General features: G+C 59.3%; 20 protein-coding genes and 1 pseudogene. 9 read left to right on the forward strand and 12 right to left on the reverse strand.

Features of this window, described 5'->3' with window-relative positions; genetic code table 11:
* Positions 1-5 precede the first annotated feature (5 nt).
* A complete protein-coding gene (locus M2281_RS18185; RefSeq protein WP_280822597.1) occupies positions 6-974 on the reverse strand; it encodes an ABC transporter permease in 969 nt (322 codons plus the stop codon).
* 1496 nt (positions 975-2470) lie between these two features.
* Between M2281_RS18185 and M2281_RS18190 the strand changes: the two genes are divergently transcribed.
* Both M2281_RS18190 and M2281_RS18195 read left to right on the forward strand, forming a co-directional pair.
* Positions 2471-4549: a glycosyltransferase family 2 protein gene (locus M2281_RS18190; RefSeq protein ID WP_280822598.1), complete on the forward strand. Its 2079-nt coding sequence runs from the start codon at positions 2471-2473 to the stop codon at positions 4547-4549.
* The gene (locus M2281_RS18195) at positions 4546-6021 is read left to right on the forward strand and encodes a DUF6212 domain-containing protein (protein WP_280822599.1); all 1476 of its coding nucleotides are present in this window, start codon (positions 4546-4548) and stop codon (positions 6019-6021) included. The genes M2281_RS18190 and M2281_RS18195 overlap by 4 nt, the downstream gene beginning before the upstream one ends.
* On the opposite strand, the gene M2281_RS18200 is transcribed toward M2281_RS18195, so the two are convergent.
* Positions 5988-6995 carry an NAD-dependent epimerase/dehydratase family protein gene (locus M2281_RS18200; protein WP_280822600.1) on the reverse strand — a complete coding sequence of 336 codons (1008 nt, stop codon included), beginning with the start codon at positions 6993-6995 and terminating at the stop codon, positions 5988-5990. The genes M2281_RS18195 and M2281_RS18200 overlap by 34 nt on opposite strands.
* 325 nt (positions 6996-7320) lie before the next feature.
* Here M2281_RS18200 and M2281_RS18205 point away from each other — a divergent pair.
* Positions 7321-7581, forward strand: a pseudogene (locus tag M2281_RS18205) (STAS domain-containing protein); the annotation flags it as partial.
* 74 nt (positions 7582-7655) lie between these two features.
* Here M2281_RS18205 and M2281_RS18210 read toward each other — a convergent pair.
* From M2281_RS18210 to M2281_RS18220, 3 genes are all read right to left on the reverse strand, one after another.
* Complete coding sequence (locus M2281_RS18210) at positions 7656-8873, reverse strand: patatin-like phospholipase family protein (RefSeq protein ID WP_280822601.1); 1218 nt, start codon at positions 8871-8873, stop codon at positions 7656-7658.
* 401 nt (positions 8874-9274) lie between these two features.
* Positions 9275-9760: a DUF1772 domain-containing protein gene (locus M2281_RS18215; RefSeq protein ID WP_280822602.1), complete on the reverse strand. Its 486-nt coding sequence runs from the start codon at positions 9758-9760 to the stop codon at positions 9275-9277.
* A gap of 3 nt (positions 9761-9763) precedes the next feature.
* Positions 9764-10588, reverse strand: a complete 825-nt coding sequence (locus tag M2281_RS18220) for an NmrA family NAD(P)-binding protein (protein WP_280822603.1) — start codon at positions 10586-10588, stop codon at positions 9764-9766.
* Here M2281_RS18220 and M2281_RS18225 point away from each other — a divergent pair.
* From M2281_RS18225 to cyoD, 5 genes are all read left to right on the forward strand, one after another.
* Positions 10587-11348, forward strand: coding sequence for a TetR/AcrR family transcriptional regulator (locus tag M2281_RS18225; protein WP_280822604.1), 762 nt, complete (start codon positions 10587-10589; stop codon positions 11346-11348). The two genes, M2281_RS18220 and M2281_RS18225, sit on opposite strands and share 2 nt — an antisense overlap.
* Positions 11349-11911: 563 nt before the next feature.
* Positions 11912-12844, forward strand: a complete 933-nt coding sequence (gene cyoA / locus M2281_RS18230; RefSeq protein WP_280822605.1) for a ubiquinol oxidase subunit II — start codon at positions 11912-11914, stop codon at positions 12842-12844.
* 2 nt (positions 12845-12846) lie between these two features.
* A complete protein-coding gene (locus M2281_RS18235; protein WP_280822606.1) occupies positions 12847-14859 on the forward strand; it encodes a cbb3-type cytochrome c oxidase subunit I in 2013 nt (670 codons plus the stop codon).
* Positions 14856-15551, forward strand: a complete 696-nt coding sequence (locus M2281_RS18240; RefSeq protein WP_280822607.1) for a cytochrome c oxidase subunit 3 — start codon at positions 14856-14858, stop codon at positions 15549-15551. Before M2281_RS18235 ends, M2281_RS18240 begins: the two co-directional genes overlap by 4 nt.
* The gene (cyoD, locus tag M2281_RS18245) at positions 15548-15961 is read left to right on the forward strand and encodes a cytochrome o ubiquinol oxidase subunit IV (RefSeq protein ID WP_280822608.1); all 414 of its coding nucleotides are present in this window, start codon (positions 15548-15550) and stop codon (positions 15959-15961) included. Before M2281_RS18240 ends, cyoD begins: the two co-directional genes overlap by 4 nt.
* A gap of 328 nt (positions 15962-16289) precedes the next feature.
* Here the strand turns inward: cyoD and M2281_RS18250 are convergent, their stop codons facing one another.
* Together M2281_RS18250 and M2281_RS18255 are read right to left on the reverse strand one after the other, a co-directional pair.
* Positions 16290-16742 carry a cupin domain-containing protein gene (locus M2281_RS18250; protein ID WP_280822609.1) on the reverse strand — a complete coding sequence of 151 codons (453 nt, stop codon included), beginning with the start codon at positions 16740-16742 and terminating at the stop codon, positions 16290-16292.
* Positions 16732-17373: a TetR/AcrR family transcriptional regulator gene (locus tag M2281_RS18255; RefSeq protein WP_280822610.1), complete on the reverse strand. Its 642-nt coding sequence runs from the start codon at positions 17371-17373 to the stop codon at positions 16732-16734. Before M2281_RS18255 ends, M2281_RS18250 begins: the two co-directional genes overlap by 11 nt.
* Before the next feature lie 799 nt (positions 17374-18172).
* On the opposite strand from M2281_RS18255, the gene M2281_RS18260 reads away from it, so the two are divergent.
* Entirely contained in the window at positions 18173-19882 is a 1710-nt protein-coding gene (locus M2281_RS18260; RefSeq protein WP_280822611.1) for a GGDEF domain-containing protein, read from the forward strand.
* A 103-nt stretch (positions 19883-19985) separates the two neighbouring features.
* Here the strand turns inward: M2281_RS18260 and rfbD are convergent, their stop codons facing one another.
* The 5 genes from rfbD to M2281_RS18285 are packed head-to-tail and all read right to left on the reverse strand — an operon-like array spanning position 19986 to position 24466.
* Complete coding sequence (gene rfbD / locus M2281_RS18265) at positions 19986-20888, reverse strand: dTDP-4-dehydrorhamnose reductase (RefSeq protein WP_280822612.1); 903 nt, start codon at positions 20886-20888, stop codon at positions 19986-19988.
* Positions 20885-21964, reverse strand: a complete 1080-nt coding sequence (rfbB, locus tag M2281_RS18270; RefSeq protein ID WP_280822613.1) for a dTDP-glucose 4,6-dehydratase — start codon at positions 21962-21964, stop codon at positions 20885-20887. The genes rfbD and rfbB overlap by 4 nt, the downstream gene beginning before the upstream one ends.
* Positions 21961-22524, reverse strand: coding sequence for a dTDP-4-dehydrorhamnose 3,5-epimerase (gene rfbC, locus M2281_RS18275; RefSeq protein ID WP_280822614.1), 564 nt, complete (start codon positions 22522-22524; stop codon positions 21961-21963). Before rfbC ends, rfbB begins: the two co-directional genes overlap by 4 nt.
* Positions 22517-23398 carry a glucose-1-phosphate thymidylyltransferase RfbA gene (gene rfbA / locus M2281_RS18280; protein ID WP_280822615.1) on the reverse strand — a complete coding sequence of 294 codons (882 nt, stop codon included), beginning with the start codon at positions 23396-23398 and terminating at the stop codon, positions 22517-22519. Before rfbA ends, rfbC begins: the two co-directional genes overlap by 8 nt.
* Positions 23399-23458: 60 nt before the next feature.
* A complete protein-coding gene (locus M2281_RS18285) occupies positions 23459-24466 on the reverse strand; it encodes a hypothetical protein (protein WP_280822616.1) in 1008 nt (335 codons plus the stop codon).
* Positions 24467-24475 lie beyond the last annotated feature (9 nt).

Raw genomic sequence — 24475 nt, forward strand, 5'->3', positions numbered from 1 at the left:
CGCAGTTAGTGCGCGGCGCGCAGACGCGGATCGATCACCGCGTAAGTGATGTCGACCAGTGTGTTGAGCGCAACGAAGATGAAGGAGATGATGCAGAGGTAGGCTGCCATCACCGGGATGTCGAGGAAGGTGACCGCCTGAATGAAGAGCATTCCCATGCCCGGCCACTGGAAGACCGTTTCCGTGATCAGCGCGAAGGCAATCAGCGAACCGACGTTCATCGCAGTCATTGTCACGACTGGCATCAGGCAATTGCGCAGCGCATGGCGGAAATAGATCCGCCAGCGTGGGATACCCCTGGCGCGCGCGAACTTCACATAGTCCGAGCGCAGCACTTCCAGCATCTCGGCCCTTACCAAGCGCATAATAAGCGTGATTTGGTAGAGCGACAGCGCAATCGCCGGCAAGACGAGTGCTGCGCGCCCCGAGGGTGTCAACAGCCCGGTCGACCACCAGCCGATCTGGACAACGTCACCCCGTCCGAACGATGGCGCGATGCCAAGAATGACAGAGAATACCAGGATGAGCAGGATGCCAACCACAAAGCTGGGCAAGGAGACACCGATGATCGAGAGGAATTGCAATGACTCCGTGTACCATCGCCCTCGCTTGATCGCGGTGAGCACCCCTAGGGGCAACCCCACCACCAAGGAAATCAAAGTGGCCACTAGCACCAGCTCCAGCGTTGCCGGAAAGCGCTCGCCAATCAGGCTGAGTACGTCCTGCCCATTGCGATAGGAAATACCAAAGTCGCCTTGCGCTGCATTGACGACAAATCGTACGAACTGGGTTGCGACACTGTCGTTGAGACCCAAGCGCTCGCGGATTGCGTCGCGGTCAGCCTGCGTCGTCTGCTCCGTGACCATGAGTTCGACCGGATCGCCGGCAAGCCTGAAAATCAGGAACGCCAGCATGGCAACGGCGAGCATGACCATGATGGCATTACCGATGCGGCCAATAACGAAAACCAGCATACAAGGCCTCGTCAGTTGAGTTGGGGCTGAATTTGTTCCGCGAACAAGCGTCTCACCGGAATGGCGAGTGCGATAAATCCGCCGGCGCTTCTTTGCCCATACTCACTCCTCCCGCGCCTCCGTCCCGGAGGTCCTCTATTGTTCAGACAACCGCTATCGAAGGAGCGCTCTACTCAAGCCCCGGGGCATCTTCCCTCACCCCGAGCAGCAATGCGACTTGCCTCCCTCCCATACTGAGAAAGCCAGTACGTATTGTCAACTGCTTTGTCGACAATCTCGCTCCATTTCTTCGACGATATTTGTCGAACCGATGTGGAACCGCCAGCGCTGCGCCCAGGACCCAACGACGGTCAACGATTAGATAGGCACCAAAGTGTCGGAGTTGCGCGTCGTAGACTATCGCCTCTGGCAGGCGTTAAACGGCAGCAGGACGAGATTCCCCCCTGTGAACAAACACCAAAGAATGACCCTCAGACCGATGGGCAACAATTGCATAGCTTTGCTGGAAATTCGCAACGTGACCCCACTTGCGTCGATTAAGGCGACACCATCCGGGCGCGGCTCAACACGGCTGCCCGGCCTGATTTGACAAGCTGATCGGGAAGCCGCGCCCCAGCGCCTCGATGACGGCGTCTGTTTGTTTCTCGGCGTTGGCGACGAGATCCTCAAAGAGGTCGCGAACCAGTGGCGCGCCCTGCTCCAGCCTGTCGCTACCCTTGAGAAGCTGGATGACATAGCGCGTCCCCGTCTCACTGGTATTTGCGCGCGCGCGGCACGGAGAGAGTCTGACAGATATCCTCCTGCGGCCCAGCCCAAGAAGGTGACCATAATTCGTCTAGCGCGGTCGAAGAGTTCGACAATGAGGGTTCGGCGCTCTCCTTCGCCTTTGCCCAAGGGGTACTCGCGAGATTGTTGACCATGGCGGCCACATCGTCGTTGGCGTCACCATCACGAATTAACACGTGAATCGAGTGCTTGGTGCCTTGAATGGCGGAGTGTGAATAAGCTCCGAAGGCCGATCATCGGCCCGAAGGGCAACAAGCGTTATGGTTTCACCTGGTTCTTCCTTGAGTGCAATGGCGAGCTAAGATGCGATCGGCGGCAATGCCGAGTTTGATCAGAGCTCCCCTATGCGCCGCGAGGTCCTGTTTGTCAGTGAAACAGCGGGCGTAGCCTATGGGAGTGTGCGTCATATGGAATCTGTAACGTTATGGGCTTCTTCATCGCAAGAAACATAGTACCATTTAAATGAGACGATTGGCTCCCCGACAAATCGGGGGATTTCCGGCCCGGCGATGTGACGGCAAGAGTGTCTGTTGAACGATCCTCTATCGTACAGGCTCGAGGATGAGCGTGAAGGATGAAACACCACGATCAGACTTGACGGACACGGGCCACGCGGCTCTCATTTCACAAGCCTTGAAGCGGGTGCCAGGTCGGCTGCGGAACCAGATTATGAAATTGACTCATTACGATATGCTTTTCTTGCAGGATACATGACAGTGCAGACTCGAAGCGATCAACCATGCGATAGAAGCGATATACGTGCAGTCATCTTTATACCGGCACATGGGCAACCCGCACTCACTGCTGAGAGTTTGCACTCCGCAATAGGACAACAATGCGATTTTCCATTTGCGATTGTTGTTGTAAATGACGGTTGTCCTGTGCCCGAAACGCATGAGATTTGTCAGAACTTTGCCGCTTCATATCCCGGCAAGGTCTTCTATCTCAGCAAGGCAAATAAGGGGCTAAGTGCTGCACGCAATTCCGGACTCGAGTTCTCCCTTCGTGCCTTTCCAGCTCTCGAAGCTGTTTTCTTTCTCGATTGCGACAACCATATCAGTCCTCATCTTCTGCGGAGGCTGGTGCACGCTTTACGGGCCGGAGATAGTCACGCGGGCTGGGTCTATACGGATGTGGACAAATTCGGCTTCGCAAGCTTCAGCGACATGTCGGGACCATATTCTTCGCTTGAACATCTTTTCCGCAGCTTCTGCGAAGCGGGTAGCATGGTTTCGCGGCGCATGCTGGACGCTGGTGCCCGTTTTGATGAAGCAATGCGGAAAGGTGTAGAGGATTGGGATTTCTGGCTGCAGGGCCTTTCGATGGGGTTTCACGGCATTCATGTTCCCAACGCCGGCTTTCATTACAGGCGGCGTGGCGAGAGCATGTTGACTGAGACCGAGCGGGATATTGCTCCTATTCTCGATTACATCCGCAAAAAGCACACTTCCCTATATTCGATACAGGCGGTTCAGGAACGTGAGATAAAGGGACGGGTCCGCTACGCGGTCTATCATCCGGATACGAGGCTCGTGCGGTGCATGACGGCGACTTCCGATCCGTCTCAGCCAGTTGTGCTGGAGGACTACTTGCGATGCCTGCTGCGGGCCGCAGAGAAGCCCGATTATGGAAGCTGCCCCGGTCATCTCATTGTTCTGGAGCAGAATACATATGACCTGCTGTCGGACATGAAGTTGCTGGCTGGTGTTTTCTGGATCCTGGAATGCGCGCTTCAGCAGGCGGCGAGCACGAGTTGCACGATTGATGTGCGGACGTCAGTCGATGTTTCTCTTGCATGGACATCCACCGATTTGCCCAGGGCCGATAAACTCTCCGTACCATTCCCGTCACAACCCGTTCATGTATGGGCAGTGGAGGCTGGTGCCTTGCTGGCCGAGCAGTTTCCCGAAGGCGGTTTTGCTTTCGGCAACCATTGGCATACTGTCAAGCCATTTGGCAGCCGTCATTTCACGCTCGAAATCGCTGCTCCAAACGTAACGCAGATGGACGCGTCGCCGATCGCACCGGACGCTTTTGCCGCCTTATCTTCGGCATTGGAAGCTGTCGCCGAACAGGGGAGCCGGTCTTTCTGGCATTGTGTTCCCTATGATCGCTATCGCACACAGGCTGCGATGCCCAGAGACTATTATCCGGAGTTTTTCAGACTCTATTCGTCGCTTCCTGTCATGCAGGCCGGGAATGCCATAGCGTTTGTGCTGGATCGGGCCGAACACGACGATATCGCGAAAGCGACACAACTTGCGATATCAGTTCGCGCGCATGGGCTGGTCCCGCATCTCCTATGCTTCGGTTCTACCTTTGCCGGTCCGTCCGCCGATCTGGATGTATTTGCGGAAATCATATCCATGCCGCTGCCGTCACTGGATAATCATTCGGACCTTATACAGAATTATTTGGGAACGGATTTACCTTTGCTTGATGGACGAGATCGTCAGGCAGCGCTCGGCACTCTGGCTGCCTTTTCGAAAGTGGTATCGGTTCGAGGCCGTGTGCTGCATCTCTTGGCCGGCGCCTTACGAAAACTGGGTGTGAGGACATGGGCCTTTATTGAAGATGCTAAAGCCGGGGCAAGCAATGCGGCTGTTGCCGGCTCGGCTTTCGAACAGGCATACGACGCCATATTCCCGGAAACTGTCGATGTCCTCCATTTGTGTCGGGCCATTGGTTATCCAGCGGGAAAATTGAGGGTTTGGGAAGAGCATTTTCCACCTCGGACGATCACCACCGCCATGCATGATTTTCAACAAACAGCTGATGTCTTCTCATGATCAGTGCTTCTTCAAAAATGTTGTCGACCCTCTTTTCAGGGGGCCCAAAGATTGTGGTCGTCAGGACTGAGTCCTGCAATGAAGATATCCGCTTGCCCGACCTTCCTGTTGAGTGGCTCACCACAACCACTGCTGATGGAAACGTCTTCCGGCTCTCCGAGGACGATGAGCCTGCCTTTCCGCTAGAAATGCCGCCAAGCAACGTTCTGGCGGTTTGGATCCCACATTCGCATCCATCCATCGATGCTTTGAAAAAATGGTGGGAGCGCGCCAGCGGAACCAGTAGGGGGCCGGTTTTTGTGCACGGTGATGCAGCGCATTTGATCGGCGCAGTAGCGGGCCAAACCTTGTGTGAAAACAATCGTTTGACCAGAATGAACCAGACGCTGCTGGAAGATCTGGCTGCACTGCGGGAAGGCCTTGCGCATCACGTGAGGGTCCCGCCGGAACTTGAAGTTCTGTTGAAGAATTTACGTGCGGCTTCGCCGCGCCTGATTGTTGAAACGCCTTTCTTCTCTTCAACTGCCTCCGTAACAGGAGCGATTATTCAACCTTTGCTCACAGGTGCGCGGGGCTTTCTCGGAGTCGATCTGCATGTGTCGAACGCTGGACTTGGCACAGGCCATCTGCTTGTGAAGTTGCAGGTGCCAAGTTCGGGGCTTGAGTTGGCGCAGTGGCGTATACCCTACTCGGAAACCTCTACCGGATGGCTAGCCTTACGTCTCCCGGCCGTTTCGGCCCGGATGGATTCGATTGTCGAACTTGCCGTTGAGCTACACGGTGACGGGCAGCCTCCGGAATTGACCTGTTCGCCTGCGGGACTGATGGACGAATATGCGTTCACCGGTTCTGATATCGCCGGAAACATGCTTCGAATGAGAATGTGGGGCGGATATCCGGGGCTTAGCTATCAATCGCCATCGTCAGACACGTCATTCTCGCCAGCCGTGGTCAAGATTGCCGACCATCTGGTTGCTGCGGCCCAAACAACACGACCGCTGACATGGGCTTATCCATATTTCAACTATCTCGGAGCGGGGCGGTTGCTTTTGCGCCCGCTGAAGGAGAACCCCGCGTCCTCAGCCCGCATTTCTCTGCCTGCTCTTCCTGGACTTGCGGCCTTGAATTGCACGGTAAAGATCGATGATGCGCTTTGCACGACAAAGATGCTCGTTCGTTTGGCAGCAAGCCTTCCAGGCCGGAATATCGACGAGGTTGAAGATGGGACGGCAGCACTTGCCGTCACGGAGTGGACAGAATTGTCCGAACCTGTACGAATTTTCGATTTGCGATTGGCTTTGCCAAGTGTGGTGTCCGAGCCTATCGAGTTGCATCTTCTTTCGCGGCTTCCGGAGGGTGGAAAGCTCGATCATGGCAAGGTCGTTTTCGGCGGTTTCGAGGCGACGCTCAACGAGCGTGCCGCATTTTCCCACCTTCCTTATTTGCCGCAGGCGGATACTGAAAGCTCCTGAGCTTTCTTCGGAGGGATCGCCTGATACGGGCGTTGCGCCAGACGCCACGCTACATAGCGGGAGATTCCTTCATCCAAGGATATCCGTGGACGCCAGCCAAGGTGCGCTTCAGCGCGGCTGATATCCAGCACATTTCGCGACACGTCGAAGGAGCGTGTCGGTTTATGATTGATTTCAAAGGGAGCGAGATGATGGGCTATTCGCGCGCATATCTCATTGATACTTGTTCCCTGACCTGAGCCGATGTTGAAGACGGTTTCCATGCCGGAATAATTTAACGCGCGGATAATGGCATCAACGACGTCGTCGATGAACAGATAGTCGCGAACGATATTACCGTCGCCCCATATTTCGATCGGCTTTCCCTGAATGATTCGTTCGACAAAAACGGCTATTGCCCCTTGTATTTCTTTCTCGGCCTGTCCGGGGCCGAAAGGATTGGCCAGCCGCAATGTGATGGATGGCAATCCATGCAGGCGGTGAAATAGGCGCAGATATTTCTCTACGCCGAGTTTGGTAATCCCATAGGCGGAGATCGGATCCGTCGGATGATCCTCGGGGATACGGTCTACATCGGATTGCCCGTATACGGTGCCGCCGGAAGAAATATAGACCAGTTTAGGCAGGCTGTGGCGGCTAGCCGCCTCGAGCAACTTTACAGTTCCGGCTAGATTTACCTGAATGTCGGCAATCTTGTCCTCGATGGAAGCTGCCGGAACCATCGTTCCAGCCAGATGGATACAAGACGAACAGATTGGCAGGATCGAATCCAGCAGACATTCGTCGTCGAAGCTGCCTTGCACGATTTTCAGTCGGTCGCTTGGTGCGGCATCTGCGAACCGCCTGCGAACCAGGTCGACTGGAGACCGGCTTAGGACCGTGACTAGGTTCCCGTGCGATAGAAGAGCCTTGACGAGATGGGTGCCGATAAAGCCGCCACCGCCAAGCACAAGGCAATGTTGTGGGTGATCCATTTAGCCATCCGCAGCACAGTGTTTTACGCAGCCTCAGCGGTGAGTTTCGAGAACTCCAGAGCGACCGCAACTCTGTCTGCCTCCTGAGTTCGGGTCAGAAACATCGCTCGGATAGCTAATGCAAATGCATTGTCCCCTCAAGGCCGAACCGTATCCGGAGCGTAGGCGTTCCGCAAACACAAGCGGATGTGACGCTTCTTGATGAACTTGGCACCAAACCGGTGGGAACTCACCAAACAAAAACACGCGATCCTGATCTTGTCATCTACGTCTCAGCGGAGCCTTCTTCTTTCGAGCGGCCTCCGTCGTCGGCACGGTACTCGATCGCAAAGCCGATCAGCGCAAGAGTTTCATTCTCGATTTTTCGGCAGTGCCGTTCCTCGGCTCCACGGCAGCCAACATCATAGAGGGCACCGCTTGGAAAGCCGTCAAAGCCGGAATCAGATTTTTCATTACGGGAACCTCCCAGGCGGTTCGCCAAACACTGTTTACGCACGGGGTTCGTCCGCCGCATGTGCACTATGGCTCATTCGATGATGCCGCAGACATCCTCGGGAAGCCCCATGGCGGGTCAGCCCTGGCCTGAGACTAACGCGTTCAAGTGCCCATGACAGGCGCTGCTCGACAAATTGATACCTCGTTTCGCGGGAATCGGCGAAATCAGTCGCGACCCAGACGCTGAAGGAAGCGGCGATAACTGGGTTGCTGGACCAGGAGACGGCCCCCGAGATCGCTCAGAAAAGCTGCGTCCTGCGGCTTGAGAGCGAGCGTGTTGTGCAGGGCGAGAATCCGTCGCGCCGTAGCCGGCTCGCGGACATCCGCGAGGGCGACCCGCACGATCGACACGTCGAGGTCGCGACAAGAGGCACGGGCCCCCGCCTTATCGCAACGCCATCTCACCACTTCCTGCCGCCAGGAGGGCAGACGCCGTCGCAACTCGTCGAAGCTTTGGAGATTGGGAACGTTCATCAAGGCATCAGTGGCCGCCACGATCGCATCCTTGGCACTGGGGCTGTCGGGCGTCTCGGAAAGGTTTCCGCCAAGACGGGTCGACGCATCCACGACGACGAAGAGCAGATGCCGGACCCCGCTCGCCGTCTCCGCTGGCAATGGCTCGGGTGCTCCCCGGTTCAAGAGATGCAGAAGCGTCGACGTGCCGATGCCATCGACGAGCCCTCCATCATAGAGTTTTAGAAAATTGAGGTCGTCGGCGCTGCGATAGCGGTCGAGAGACTCCCGATATTCCTGCTCGAGCAGCGTTTCCGGGCGGAATGCCGACCTTGCGGCTGCTGCTTTGGCGACCTCGGCATCCGGCGGACATTTCGAACGGTAGTTGCGCAGCGTGATCGGTGCGAATGCCACCGGCACAGCAGCAGACGCGGCGACGGCATATGCCAGCGGGTAGTCGTCGAAATTGCTGCAGATAGCGGCAAAGGAAGCGCGATCAAAGATGAAGGGCGCACGATTGTAGAGGTCGGTGGCATGGATCACCAGCTTGGGACGGCCAGGCCGATCCAGCATTCCCAGCGTGGCGCCATGGTATAGGTTGGCGTCCAGCCAGGGCGGCAGCCCGTTGCGATCATTGACTCCGCCGCGATAGCCACGCAGCAGGTTTGCCGGGCCGAAGCTGGTGCGCAGCGAAGCCTCGGCATTGCGCGCCAGGAAGTCGCGCTTAAAGCCGGGCAGCCCCGCCGGGCCGTATAGGGCGAAGTAGGAAGCCAGCATGGCGCCCCCAGACACGCCTGCCGCGACAGCGACATCATCCGCCAGGTTGCGGCCGGCGGCAGTCGATGGCTCACGAGCGAGGCTGGCGAGAACCCCATAGCCGAAAGCGGCGGAGCGGGCACCGCCGCCGGAGACGGCGAGCACGATCGCCACATCGCCTCCCTGCGGCGGACTGGCTGTCGGGAGAGCCCCCGTGACAAGCTCGAGCGGCGCGTTGGTCGGGCGCGTGTCGGGCGCGGCGCATCCGGCAAGAAAGCAGGCCAGCGCCACAAGCGCTCCGAAGGGCTGTAGCCGTCGTGGCACTACCTGCAAGAACGATCGGTGAGGGGTGGGTCGTCGTGAAAGAAGGGCAATCATCATCGGAATCGGGAGCGCTGCAACTGCCCTCCCCGGCGCTGGATTGGCAGAGAGCGACGCCGACTTTCCAGTCCTTCAATTACAGGAGCCTTGCATGATTGCCGGCGCACCATTTTTTTCGAGCGCCTGCTGCATGCCGAGGCCGGTCCGTCTTCCTCTGCCCCTGCGGTTCACCGCGACCCGTTCCTATCGATCTCCTACTTCGCCGCGATAGCGAGCGTGAACAGCACGGACGCCACAAGCGAAGCCACCGTCCGGACGTGGTTCCAGAAGGTCCAGTCCTGCAGATAGCGTGCCCACAGCGAGGCTCCCTGCTCAGCTGACGGATCGACTGCCGCGAGCGCGTCATTGAGCGGCACATTGAAGATCACCGTGACGAGGAACATTCCGAGCACATAGATCACGCCGCCCGCGAGCGTGGCGATCGCACCGGATTCGCCCCATCGAAAAAAGGAGAGAAGCACCAGTGCTGCCCCAGCCAACGTAGTGCCGAGGAACAACGGCATGAACAGCGAGCGCAGGATCACCAAGTTGATGGAGTTCATGGCGGCGATTCCCGCCGCCTGGTCGATGCGGCCGAGCGAAGTCATGACGAAGGCCGAGAAGGCGAAATAGACCCCTGCGATCAGGCCGCAGCCGATGGCCGAAAACCAAAGCAGGCCGGTGGTGAGGAGCTGGCGCATGGTTCAAGCCCTCCACACGCCGGCCGCGGCGGTCGCCCGGGCATAGTCGGAAAAGTCGCGCGCCGGACGTCCAAGTGCTTGCTCGACGCCATCCGTCACGTTCGCGTTGCGGCCGTCGAGCACGACGGTGAAAAGCTCGTCGAGCAGCGCGATGACGTCCTCCGGTACGCTGGCTTGGCGCATGTTGGCCGCGAAGGCTTCCGGCGAGAGTTGTCTGTAGCAGATCGGCCGCCCGGTGGCGTGCGCGATCTCAGCCGTAGCCTCGGCGAAGGTCAGGGCGCGGGGGCCCGTCACTTCATAGAGCTTATTCGCATGCCGCTCGTCGGTGAGAGCGGCGACGACCACGTCGGCGATGTCGTCGGCATCGATGAAGGGTTCGGGCACGGCGCCTGCCGGCAGCGAAATCTCACCGGCCAGCACGCCGTCGATCAGGTAGCCCTCGGAGAAATTCTGGTTGAACCAGCTGGCGCGCACGATGGTCCAGGCGACGCCCGAAGCCCGAAGCGCCGCTTCTGCGGCTTGTGCGCCCGGTTCGCCGCGGCCCGACAGCAGCACCACGCGCTCGAGGCCCATCTTGCGAGCAAGCGCGCTCAGCTCCGCGATCGCTTCGGCAGCACCTTCGACTGCAAGATCGGGCTGATAGGTCACATAGGCCTTGGAAACGCCGTCGAGCGCGCTGCTCCAGGTCTCCGGTCGCGTCCAATCAAATGGGACGTTGGCCGAGCGCGACACCGCGCGGGTGGCTAAGCCACGCGCCTGCAGCCGCACGTTCACGCGGCCGCCGGTCTTTCCGCCACCGCCTGTAATGAGAATGGGACTATCTACCATGGGGTTTCTCCTCGATCCACAATGCGAGAATCTCTCGTATTTGCAAAAAGCGATAAACTCTCGTATTTTGCACGTCAAGAACTTTTTTGAGGTGAGACGGATGGCGGCACTAAAGTCAGGACAGAAACCGAAGGACACCGTGCCGAGCGGGCACGGGCTGGCGCGGCTCGTTCCAACGCAGAAGCGAAGCCGCGAACGCTTTGACCGCATCCTGGCCTGCGCGCAGGAACTGCTGCTGGAAAAGGGCAGCGAGGACTTTCGAATGAGCGATATCGTCGAGCGCACCGGCATCGCTTTCGGCTCGCTATACCAGTACTTCCCCGACAAGACGGCGATCATTGGAACGTTGGCCGAACGCTACAATGCGGTCGGACACGACTGCGTCCGGCGGGACCTATCGGCGATGAAGGAAGGTGCAGACCTCAATGCCGCGCTCTGCCGCATCACTGACAGCTACTATCAAATGTTCCTCGACGAGCCGGTGATGCGCGACATCTGGCAGGCGACCCAGGCCGATCGGGCGCTACAGAAACTCGACGAAGAGGACGGAGCCTTTCTTGCGAGCCTTCTCTCGGACGCCTTGCGAAGCCTCGCGCCGGACGTGCCCGAGGCTGCCCTCTCCACATTTTCTCAGCTAACGATGATCCTGATCGCGGCCGCGGTCCGCCAGGCCATTGCCCTGCCTCAGCAGGAAAGCCATCAGATGCTCGCCCTCTTCAAGCGAATGTTGCCGAAGGATTTGTCGGCGCTAGAGTCGTAACTCGGGTCGAGGCGTTGGACCGACCCCAGGAGCGCGTCGGGCAAATTTCGGAGTGGCTCCGCTGCCTCGCTTCTTGACCGGCAATTACGCGCATCTGGTAAGCGCAATGCCGCCGATCCCGGAGATGGCGAAATTGCTGTGGCTGATCACACATCCCGATCTTCGCCGCGCCGCCCGAATCCGCGCCGTGCTTGACCTTGTCGGGGAGCGACTATTCCAGCATCGCTGCTGTCTCGCCGGCGAGGCCGCCCCTCCGTTAAAATGGGCTGCATTCGGGATAGAGGTCATATGCTACCCGCTCAGTCAGTGTCCGGGTGGCGGAACCATCGCAAGAGTTGAATGAGGCATGTGTCTCATGAACAACGAAGACGCAGCGGATGGTGAGCCGCATTCGGTCCTCCCAAGGGGGCCGTGCGGCGCTGTCGCTTAAACTCGTTGCCGAGCGGTCAGAAGGCCGTGTCTGGATCAGTTGAGATGGGCAATTAACTGATGGATCGGCCGCCAAACCAGCGGAACATTATAGAGCTTGGGGCGTTTGGTCCGCGTAGCAGGGACGCTCCGCAATGGGTAGGTTGCAGATCCCTAAAGGCTTTCTGCGCGGCGCCCGTGGCGGTGCGATACCATGCCTACTGCTCAGCGTCGGGCTTGCCTCCTGTTCTGGCGGCGTGCTGGACCCGCTCGGCCCTGTGGGCGCGGGAAACGCGCTTATCCTCATTGACTCCACGGTGGTCATGCTGGCCATCGTCGTTCCGACGATACTATTGGCCTTCTGGGTAGCCTGGCGGTACCGAGCGTCGAACCCCCGCGGGGAATACCTGCCTTACTGGTCCTATTCGGGACGGGTCGAAGCGGTCGTCTGGTCGATCCCGACCCTGACTGTCATGTTCCTTGGCGGTCTGATCTGGATCGGCTCCTACGAGCTCGACCCGTTCAGGCCGTTGCCCTCCAAAACTCCCCCCCTCGAGGTGCAGGTCGTTTCGCTCGACTGGAAGTGGCTTTTCATCTACCCCCAGCAGGGGATCGCGACCGTCAACCAGCTGGTGATCCCGGCCGCAACGCCGGTCCATTTCTCGATCACCTCGGCGAGCGTCTTCAACGCCTTCTTCGTGCCGCGCCTGGGCTCGATGATCTACGCCATGCCAGGCATGGTCTCGCAGTTGCACCTGCAGGCCGACGATCCGGCGCAGACCCTGGGCATTTCTGCCCAGTTTTCCGGCGACGGCTTCTCCGACATGCAGTTCCAGGTGAAAAGCGTGCCTGCAGCCGACTTCGAAGCCTGGGTCGCGAGCATCCGGGGGACCGGCCCGGTTCTCGATCGAGCAGCATACGCGGAGCTGTTGCATCAGGCCCAGCGCGTACCGCCGTCGACCTACGGGGGGATCGATCCCCAGCTCTTCCTGGCCGTGGCCACTCAGGAGATCGCGCCGGGACCGGGGCCGCAGCCCGGGGGGCCGCATCACGCCGGGCGTGAAGTATCGACTGGCGGAAAGGACTGACGATGCTTGGCAAACTCGACCTTTCAGCGATCCCGCTTTCTCAGCCAATCCCGCTGATTACCTCCTTCGTCGTCATCCTCATTGCCGTCGCCGTACTGATCCTGATCACCGTGAAAGGCTGGTGGCCGTATCTCTGGCACGAGTGGATAACCAGTGTCGACCACAAGCGGATCGGGATCATGTACTGCCTGCTGGGCGTCGTGATGCTGATCCGTGGCTTCGCCGACGCCATCATGATGCGCACCCATCAGGCGCTGGCCATCGATGCGCCCGGCTATCTGCCTCCGGAGCACTACGACCAGGTATTCACGGCGCACGGCACGATCATGATCTTGTTCGGTGCAATGCCGCTGGTGCTGGGGTTCATGAACTTCCTGGTGCCGCTGCAGCTCGGCGTGCGCGATGTGGCGTTCCCGACCTTCAATTCGGTCGGCTTCTGGCTGACCGCGAGCGGCGCCCTGCTCGTCAACGTGTCTTTGTTCGTCGGCGAATTCGCCCGCACCGGCTGGCTGCCTTATCCGCCACTCAGCGAGACGACCTACACGCCGGGCGTCGGCGTCGACTATTACCTCTGGGCCGTGCAGATCTCCGGGATCGGCACCCTGATCACGGGCATAAACATCGTCACCACGGTGCTGAAGATGCGTTGTCCCGGGATGAGCTTTCTGCGCATGCCGGTGTTCTGCTGGACCGCGCTGGCCTCCTGCCTGCTGATCGTCGCCACTTTCCCGATCCTGACCGCCACGCTCGCGATGCTGACGCTGGATCGCTACCTCGGTTGGCACTACTTCACGAACACCGCTGGCGGAAACCCGATGATGTTCGTCAATCTGGTATGGGCCTGGGGACATCCGGAGGTCTACATCCTGGTCCTGCCGGCCTTCGGCATCTTCTCCGAGATCTTCTCGACCTTCTCAGGCAAGCCGTTGTTCGGATACCGATCCATGGTCGCGGCCACTCTATTCATCTGCATAGTCTCCATGATGGTCTGGCTGCACCACTTCTTCACCATGGGCGCGGGCCCGGCAGTCAACACGTTCTTCGGCATCTCCTCGAGCGTTATCGCGGTCGGGACCGGAGTGAAGATCTACAACTGGATCTTCACCATGTATGGCGGCCGTGTGCGCTTCGAGGTCCCCATGCTGTGGTCCATGGGCTTCATCTTCACCTTCATCATCGGCGGCCTGACAGGCGTGCTGCTCGCCATCCCGCCCGCGGACTTCGTGACCCACAACTCGATGTTTCTGGTGGCGCATTTCCATAATGTCATCATAGGCGGGGTGGTATTCGGAATCTTTGCAGGCCTGGAGTTCTGGTTTCCCAAGGCTTTCGGATTCCGGCTGCATGAAGGCTGGGGCAAGGCCGCCTTCTGGTTCGCCTTCATCGGCTTCTGGGTGACGTTCACGCCACTCTACATTTTGGGCCTGCTCGGCATGACACGGCGCCTGCAGCATATCAACATCGAGGCGTGGCGGCCCTGGCTATACATCTCGGTGATCGGGGTCGCCATCCTCATTCTGGGGGTGATCTCGCAAGTGATGCAGCTGGTGGTCAGCATCCGTGACCGCGATAAGCTCCGCGACGTGACGGGCGATCCGTGGGACGGCCGCTCCCTTGAATGGGCCACGCCTTCGCCCCCGCCCTTCTTCAACTTCGCCGTGATGCCGAACGTCGAAGGAGAAGAGGCCTATTGGGGCATCAAACTGCGTGCGGTGGAGACACAACAGCTGTCCCCCGAGCCGAAATACGAGCCTATCCACATGCCGGTGAACAGCCCGGTTGGCTTCTACACGGCCTTTTTTACCACAGTCTTCGGCTTTGCAATGGTCTGGTACATCTGGTGGCTCGCGGCCGTCGCGCTGGTCGCGGCCTTTGTGGGGTTCGTTGTCTTCGCCTGGAGGGACATTCACGAATTCGAGGTGCCGATCGAGCAGGTGGCCAGCGTGGATCGGGCACGCCGTGCGGCCCGTGAAGCCTTCCTCGAGAAGCTCACCAGGCAGGAAGTACTGCCATGACGTATTCCGAGCTGCCCGCCAGCGTGGAAGCTATCCGCCGCGTCCGCGAAGACCCTCACCGGCTCGGTCATCGCGCCCATGGTCCGCAAGAACCCGTTGCGGGTGCTGGCCATGGCGAAACAGGCCCCGCCCGGAAGCGGATCATCGTCGGCTACGGCTTTTGGATCTATCTGCTCAGCGACATCGTGTTGTTCTCATGCTTTTTCGCGGCCTTCGCCGTGCTGCGGGGGGCGACCGCTGGCGGCCCGACGATTTCCCAAATTGTTGACATCCCCCGCGTGGCCATCGAAACGACGGCGCTGCTGCTGTCCAGCTACACCTGCATGCTCTCGTTTGCAGCCACGAACGCGCGGAGCGTCCTGTGGACCCAGATCTTCCTGCTGATCACCGGCTTCCTCGGTCTGGTATTCGTTCTACTTGAGCTGCAGGAGTTCATTGAGCTCGCTGCTCGAGGGATCACGCCTCAGGTCAGCGGGATGCTCACGTCCTTCTTTGGCTTGGTGGGTCTGCACGGATTGCATGTCACACTTGGCGGGCTGTGGCTCGCCACCATGCTCGCCCAGGTGCAAGTCAAGGGCTTTCGGCCGGAGATCGTTCACCGACTGATCTGCTTCAACCTCTTCTGGCACGCTCTGGACATTGTCTGGATCGGGATCTTCACCATCGTCTATCTGTTGGGGAGCCTAGCATGAGCAACCTCGAATCCGATCCCCACCTCTATACGGGTGTCCTAGACGACCGGGAAGATCACGCCCCTGGCGACGCGCCGGAGGAGAGCGCCGGCCATTGGGTGCGAAACGCCAATATAGGCCTCGGCTTCTCTATCGTGCTCACAATCGCGTCCTTCCTTCTGGCGGGCTCCAGTGCAATCTACGCGCCAGCCATTCCGGTCGCCCTGGTCGTGCTCGCTATCGCCCAGATGGGCGTACACCTGGTGTTCTTCCTCCACATCACGACAGGCCCGGACAACACCAACAACATACTGGCTCTCGCCTTCGGCACGCTGGTTGTCTTCCTGATCGTCATCGGATCGATTTGGATCATGGCCAACCTAAACTACAATATGATGCCGACGGGGCAGCTGATGCAGATGCAGAGATAGCCGCGGGTCTGTAACACAAGTTCAGGCTATTGATCGTGTTCGACAGAACCATCAGGGCGCAGATTTAGCCTGCTCGCGGTTCGATCTTGACCCCACCTGATTTGCGCAGAGATGCCGTGCCTGCCGCACCCAAGTTAGGAGACGAGGCAGCTGCCTTTTCTACAGAATGACTGCGGTGGATGCGGTGTTCGACCCCATCGCGTGGAGCTAGCGGACGCGCATCGCTCAATAGGGCTAAGCCTCTCCAAGCACACAGACCAAGTGCTGGCCTGGAACGCAGAAAAGCCCCGCCCCGGCGAACCGAGGCGGGTGCGCTATGAAAGACGGATCAGGGAACCATTTGGAGGGTCTGAATGCCGTGGCGCTGCATGGCGGCGCCAATGCGGGCGAAATCGGGTTGCGCCTGCGGCTCCGCCGTCCCGATCTCCCGGAAGAAGGCGGTCATCGACCGTTCGATGAGGACCAGCATCCGCGCCGGCTTGTTGCCCTCGTTCACATAGTTGTGCGGCGCATCACGCCCTATGCGCACCGAAGTCCCAGCGCCTGCCACGACGGTCGTTGGCGGCATGTCGGCTGCAAAATGCCGGATGGTGATTTCACCGTCGATTACATAAAAGAGTTCGGGCGAGGCATGGCTGTGCGGCGGGGTGCCGGAGCCCGGCGGGACCTCCACCTCGACCAGTTCGAGGTTCGATCCCGCAGGGCCGCTCAGAAAGCGGATGCGGTCGGCAACGACCCAACAGGTCTCGCCGTTCAGCGTGGTGGTGACGTCAATGCTCATTGTCATTCTCCTTGGCTGTCGATGGTGCGTCCGCGGCAATTGAGCTCGAAGCGACCGCAGACAGGATCGTGTCGAGCGCCCAAGAGGCGGTCTCGCCGGCCTGGGCACCGGTGAGACCGCCGTAATCCTTCAAAACCTCCCAGGCGGAGGCCGAATAAAGCAGGTGCGCCAGCGCCTCGACCCTTAGGGCTTCGGCGGGCGGTAGAGTGGAAAGAACAGGCGCCAGAGCGCCCGCAAAGCGCAGGCGTCGCGTGGAGACCATGCCCAAGCGCATTTCGCGACCGGTGCGCGAATGCAACGAGGCGCGGACGGCAGCTTCATGCGCGTCGAAACGTGGAAAGGCCTCCTTCGGCCCCTCGACGACATCCTTGATACTTTCCGGCGCGGTGGACGCGCCCATAAGGGCATTCAGCCATGGCCAGAAGGCAGTGAGGAGGTCGTCCTTCGTAGGGAAGTGACGAAAGACCGTGCGGCGCTGCACGCCGGCCTCGTTTGCGATCGCCTCCATGCTGATCTCGTCTGGGACACTTGCTGCATTCATCAGTCCGTAAAGGGCATGGAGGATCGCCTCGCGGGTTTCGCGCGATCTCTCCTCCCGGAGCGGACTGTTGTAGCTGCGTGCGTCTGCCATGTGTGGTCTCCTGATTTGATGTCACTGTCTATGACATCAAATACGCCGCCAGTCAATTCATGTCACTAATCGTGCTGCAAAATACTGCAGGCAGATGCGCTGTCGTCCCACACGGGGTTGCGCCATGACCTCGGAAGGCCCCAAGACGGGGTGAACGTCCATTGAAGGATTGACGGCCCGCCTGCCGCGCGGTGCCGCTTGGGAGGGGGCCACGAAAATCGGCACTCGGAGGCCGTCGATCAAATCGGCAAGCGGGTGTCGCGCCTCAACCAGCGGGATGCCCAGATCGTCACCCGGTGCCGAAGCTGTTCATCGTCGACGAGCGCCTCTGGTGGGCGGTCACAAGGCGCGCAATAGCGAGAACAAGCACGTCAAGCTGAGCGAGGCGATCCGCGTGCATCACCGGTAAAACGGGCTGGCGTGCGCCGGCGGAAGTCGTTTTTGTTGGAGCGGTTCTTTTGCGATTGCTCCGGCGACACCTATTCCCTGCGCAGCGTCGACCGCCCGCCTGTTTCAAACACTAGCAACGGCACGGCGCGCACAGGCGCACTATTGCGCGTAGCGAGCTGGTGTAGAGGGTGCTTCCCGGCCTGAATGACCAAATGCTGCCGCACTTGGGCCGGCAGCCCAGGGCAGATTGGATCTGCGGACGGATTGCCGCACGTATTGCGTTTGGGATTCCTGACTTGAGCTTTGTCTGATTCATCGAGTGCCGATTGATCTGCAGGTCGGTAACCGCATCTCAATGCTTGGCGTGTAGCGCCAAGCAATGTTCTGGAATGACCTCCGAAAAGCACTCGTGACGACGCTGCTGAGCATCGTCATGCTTGCATCTCTGGACGCTGCACCCCTTGGCGCGGCTGAATCTATGGACATTCGCAGTTCCTGCTCGGCGTCCAGCAGTTTGTCGGACGACTTGGTCGCTGTCGTCCACGCTCCCGGGCGCTGGACCTGCGGAGATCGGATCTATTCGCTTGAAGGCGAGCGGACGCTGCTGCGTTTTGAAATCGGTCCATACGATGTCCTTCCCCAATATCTCTTTTCAAGGCGAAGCGCGCTCGCGGCTGTGCACCTGCTGGCGATCGACCGAGACGGCACATTGCGCCAGACCTCCTTGTCGGCGGGTGAACTGCTTAGCGCGCTGCGTGGCGGGTATTTCAAGGCCTCACTGCCGGGTGTAACCCGCGACACGCTGCAGGTCGTTGTCGCGTTCGATTTGCCGAGCCATCAGATGACACTGGAGAGAGCCTATCTGTCACCGTCTGACATCGCTCTGGGCCCAGACCTTCTGCGGTCCCTAGTTTTCTTGGCTATCCTTGCCGGGATGCTTTCCATGCCGCTCATTTTCAACGCGGCCTTCTACCGGATCCTGCGCGAGCCATTCGTGCTTTGGCATTCCATGCTCACGATCTCTTTGCTGCTGACTATCCTGGTCTCTTCGGGTCTTGCAGTCATTCTCTTCGATCTGCCAGCAATGACGTTGAGCTGGATGACGACGGTGATCTTCGGCCTTACGGTCGCTTCTGGGGCGATGTTTACCCACTGCTTCATCGAACCCGGGCGCATGCACCCGGGCCTGCGGCGGGCGCTGCTCTATTGCGCCGCATGGGCGCTGTTTCTGAGCACGGCTCACGCGGCATTCCCGTTCGTGGCGCGCTCGATTCAGTCGACCCTGTACACGGCGGCTTTTGCTCCCGTGGTCGTCATTTTCATATTGTCAGTTGCCGACGCCCTGCGGCGCGGAAGTCGGGCCGCCAAGTTTCAGGCGGTCGGCTATACGCCTATGCTTTTGGCCGGATTGGTGCGCTTGGCCACGGGTGTGGCTCCCGGGTTGCAGAGCAATGATGCCATGCTCCTATTCTATGTGGGTTGCGCATGCGAAGTCTTGTTCACCACACTTGGCGTGGCAGACCGCTTCATGACGATCAAGCGCCAGCGAGACAGCGCGCGCTTCGAAGCAGACATGCTTGAGCGCCTGTCCGAACGCGACGCACTGACGGGATTGCTCAACCGGCGGGCACTCGAGCAGAATTTCGAGAAGTTCCGCGCCGAGGGCTATCGCACACTTGCCGTGCTCGACCTGGACCACTTCAAGGCAATCAATGATGTTCACGGCCACTTGGTCGGCGACGCCGTGCTGAAGGCCGTGGCCGAAGCGCTCCAGGCGAACTCGCAGGTTCATGCGTTCCGTCTCGGCGGAGAGGAATTCGTGCTGCTTGTGCGCGGAGACGATGCCCAGGCTCAGGCAGAGCATCGGCGCCAAGCGATCCCCGCCATCGTCGCCAATGCCGTTCCAGGCCTTGGACGACCCGTAACTGCCAGCATGGGCATGACGGATGCGTCGCCAAATGCTGGTGCGAAGTTCGCAGAGCTCTACGAACAAGCCGACAAGCTATTGTACGACGCCAAACTTGCTGGCCGCAATCGAACCAAGATTGCAATGGTGCAAGGACCGAAGGATGATGCGGATCCAGTCTTTGATACTGTGGCTAGGCGGTGTGGGCGCTGATCAAGATGAACGCTGCTGCGATGGAAACGATGGCCGCAAAATTGAGCTTCGTTTTCCCGCAGCGTAGCGCGACCCGCTTGAAGCGCTTGAGTTTCCCGAGGTTTCATCGACTATCCTGCCCAATCGCTGAGTCTTTGATGATATTTCCCACCACGGAAAAGACACGTTCTTGCCAGTCTCCAGCACGGTAACCGAAATCGTGAGCAAAGCGCTCCGAGTTCAACTCGGAGTTCGCCGGGCGCTGGGCTTTGGCCACCCATAGACTGCTGTCTATGGATTCGACATCGGCGATCGGGCCTCCCACCGCCTTACTGATCTCAAGAACCCGCGCTGCCACCTCGTACCAGCTCGCTCTGCCCTGCCCGGCAAGGTGATAGAGTCCTTGCGGAAAACCTTGTTTCTCGCGCCAGAAGTGCGCCGCCGCCAGCAAACCGTCAGCTAGGTCGTGGGCTTCGGTAGGGTTCCCGAACTGGTCCGCGACTACTTGAAGCCTCTTTCGCGTTCGCGCCAAGGACAAAATCGTCTTGACGAAGTTACGACCATAGCGACTAACGACCCACGCCGTCCTAACCACCAGATGATCTGGGTTCTCGGAGCGGACTGCCTGTTCGCCCGCAAGCTTGCTGAGCCCGTAGACCGTTTGCGGATTGGGTTTGTCCGTCTCGACATACGGTTCCGTAGATTTGCCATCGAACACGTAGTCTGTCGAAACCTGAATGATAGGAATAGCCGCCAACCGCGTCAGTCGCGCCAATTCGGCCGGGGCTTCGGCGTTTATCCTGAATGCTCGTTGAGGTTCGTCTTCCTGCTGATCAACTCCGGTATGCGCGGCTGCATTAATCACCATGTGAGGCGCGACAGATTTCAGCACCGGGCCGAACGTCAGAGGGTTCTCAAGATCAAACTCCGGCCGGCCGGCGAGCACGATTTCGATGTCGCTGCCTTGCGCCCGGGCCGCGAGTGAACGAGCCAACTGCCCATTCTTTCCGGTGACGAGGATTTTCATCTGGCACACGGCAGCCCGAGACGGGTCCCGGCGAATAGCTGCGCACGAATTGGTCTCCACCACCAGCTATTGTCCAGAAACCAGTCGACCGTACGGGCGAGCCCCGTTTCAAAGGTTTCAAGCGGATGCCATCCCAGTTCACGCTCACTCTTTTTGGGATCGATAGCATAGCGCCGGTCATGACCCGGTCGGTCGGTGACGAATGTTATGAGATCCGTATATGAACCTCCCCCCTTTCGTGGTCGCTTTGCGTCGAGCAAGGCGCAAATGGTTCGGACCACCTCGAGATTGGTACGTTCCGCCCGACCGCCGATATTGTAGCTTTCACCTTCCCGCCCCTTGCTCATCACCGCTTCAAGCGCACGGGCGTGGTCTTCAACGTATAGCCAATCACGCACATTGGCGCCCCGGCCGTACACGGGCAGAGGGCGCTCATCGAGAGCGCTTGTGATGATGAGCGGGATCAGCTTTTCGGGAAAATGAAAGGGGCCGTAGTTGTTCGAGCAGTTCGAGATGACGACCGGCAACCCATAGGTTTCGTGCCAAGCGCGCACGAAATGGTCCGATGCCGCCTTCGATGCAGAATAGGGCGAGGACGGCTTGTAAGGGGTTTCCTCGGTAAAGACACCGGCGTCGAATGGCAGGTCCCCGAATACTTCGTCTGTGGAAACATGGTGGAAGCGGAAGCCCTTGCGGACGTCATCACCAAGTTTACGCCAATGATCGACCGCGGCGGCAAGCAAGCTTACCGTTCCCACGACATTGGTGCTCACGAAAACCATGGGCCCGTCGATGGACCTGTCGACATGGCTTTCAGCCGCCAAATGCATGATCCGATCGACCCTTTCTGCAGCCAATATCTGCCTCACGGACTTGGTGTCGCAAATATCCGCGCGGTGAAAGACATAGTTCGGATGACCTGCGATGTCGCGCAACGATGCCAGACTGCCGGCATAGGTCAGCTTATCGAGGTTGACGACGCGATAGCGTCCGGTGTGGATCAGATGGCGGCAGACGGCAGAGCCAATGAAACCCGCACCGCCCGTAACGAGGACTGTTGGCAAGGTATGCTTCACTGATAGATAAATCCCGTTTCCAGTTCCGCCAAAAACGGTGCAGCTTCATCCTTGGCCGAGAGAACCATCTCAGTCACCGGGACTGGCCAATCTATCGCGATATCCGGATCATCGAACCGTATCGACCGATCATGCGGCCGCGAATAAGGAGCCGAGACTTTGTAGACAACCTCGGTATCGGGCTCGAGCGTGACAAAGCCGTGCGCAAAGCCCTTGGGCACGAGAATCTGATTCCACTGCCTGCCTGAAAGCGTGACGGCTATCCATTTTCCGAATGTCGGCGAGCCTCGGCGAATATCGACCGCGACGTCGAACACGGAGCCACGCACAACGCGCACGAGTTTGTCCTGTGCAAACGGAGGCATCTGAAAATGGAGCCCCCGCATGACGCCCTGCATGCGCGAATACGAGTGATTGTCCTGCACGAAGTCGATCGAGATGCCAGCCTTTGCAAGTTTCGCAGCATTCCAGGTTTCCGAGAAGAAACCTCGTGTATCAACGAACTTTGGCGGACGGATCTCAAAAACACCTTCCAGCCCGAGGCTCAGCACATCAACCATGGGTGAGCTCCCGAACCCGGCGCTCAAGATAGCGTGCATAGTCGGTCTTGCCCAAGGAGGCCGCCCTGGCGAGCACTTCAGCTTCGCTCAACCAACCCAGTTCGAAGCCAATCTCTTCGGGGCACATGATCTTGATGCCTTGACGAAGCTCTATCGTACGAACAAACGACGACGCATCGTGCAAGCTGTCGTGCGTCCCCGTGTCCAGCCAGGCATAGCCTCGGCCAAGCCGCATGACATGCAGCTTGCCCTGATCGAGATAGGCTCTATTGACATCCGTGATCTCGCGCTCGCCTCGTGCCGAAGGCCTGACTGACGAAGCAATCTCGACTACCGAGTTGTCATAAAAATAGAGCCCGGTGACGGCCCAGTTAGAACGCGGTTGAGCCGGCTTTTCCTCGATAGAGAGCGCCCGCTGGGTTTCACGGTCGAAATACACTACGCCATAGCGCTGCGGATCCTCGACCTGGTAGGCGAAGACAGAGGCCCCACTGGTTCGCCCCACCGCTGCCCGGCAATGCTGCGAAAGGCCGTCGCCATAAAAGATATTGTCGCCCAGTATGAGCGCCACCGGATCATCGCCGATGAATTCGCTTCCGATGATGAAGGCCTCGGCCAATCCGTTCGGCGTAGGCTGCTCGGCATAGGACAGCGAGATGCCGAAGGCGGAACCGTCGCCCAAAAGGCGCCGAAACTGCGGCAAGTCCTGCGGCGTGGAGATGACAAGAATCTCCCGTATACCCGCCAGCATCAAGACGCTCAGCGGATAGTAGATCATCGGCTTGTCGTAGATCGGCAGTATCTGCTTCGATACTGCGAGTGTAGCGGGATAAAGCCTTGTCCCACTACCGCCGGCTAGAATTATACCCTTCACGGAGGGCTCCTTCCCCTGCTTTGCTTCTTGCTAGATCTGTGATCAGAATGGACTTTGATTTCACGCCGCGTTCTTTGATGCGGCATGGACGCTGAGCGAGCCCATGCTTCCCTGGTGTTGCTCAAGAAATTCCGTCCGGATCGTGCCGGCGATGCGCGCGTCGAGTTCCTGCAGGCGCCGAGCAGGCCCGGCATTGCCTGCTTGAAGGGCTATGGCCTCGACAAGCATGTCGCGCGCGGTCGCTAACTCGCCATCGCGGATGTGGCGGTTGGCCCGGTGGTAGAGGAAGTTGGCCCGCTGCACGGACGAAAAGCCATTGCCGAGGCGCGTGTGGAGCCGGTCGGCCCAGGCGGGATGGTGAGCAATCGCGGTGAGTGCAACCTGGTAGGGCCGCATGGGGGCTCCAACCCGGGCCGCGCGGGCGAGCGCGTGCAGGCCGGACAAGTCGTCCGCGCGACAGGCCTCGATGAGCGCCAGCCCGCGCGCCGTTCCGGCGAAGGCCCGGACAGTGCCGTGACCGGTCATGTGCACCGGGACGAGCCGTGTCCCCTCTTGCAGCGCAGCGATCCGCTCCGCGTGCTCGCGATCCACGGCATGGAACGGATCATGGAAGACATAGGCACGGCCAGCCGCGTGCAAGGGTGCGATTTCCATGTCTTCATGAAGTGAGGGCGCGAAGTGGCTCGTGAAGCGGCCGTCGAAGGGCACAGTCCTGGGATCGATGGAGATCTGCGGACAGAAGGCGATTGCGACATCTGCATCAAGGAGTCGTCGATAGCGGAGCGCCGCGTAGCCGCCCTGTGAGTGGCCGTAAAGGATGCGTTCGGATGCCTGCCGCAGGATCGGCGCTGCCGCGACGCTGGCCTTGGCCATGCTCGCCGCCGGGAACCAGTTGGGTCGCCGGCTAATGAAACCGAGAGCGGTGATGTCCGCCTTCTCGCAAAACCGCTGCCCCCAGAAGCGGCTGCCGTTTGCCTGCATCTCCATTTCGTTGAAGGTTGCGAGAACATAGGTCGACGATCCCGGCCTATGAAATACCTCAAGGTTTTCGTCGGAATAGATTAGCAAGCCCAACTC

It is taken from the genome of Pseudaminobacter soli (ex Li et al. 2025) (genome assembly GCF_029892515.1).
In the GTDB taxonomy this organism is placed as follows: Bacteria; Pseudomonadota; Alphaproteobacteria; order Rhizobiales; family Rhizobiaceae; genus Pseudaminobacter; species Pseudaminobacter soli_A.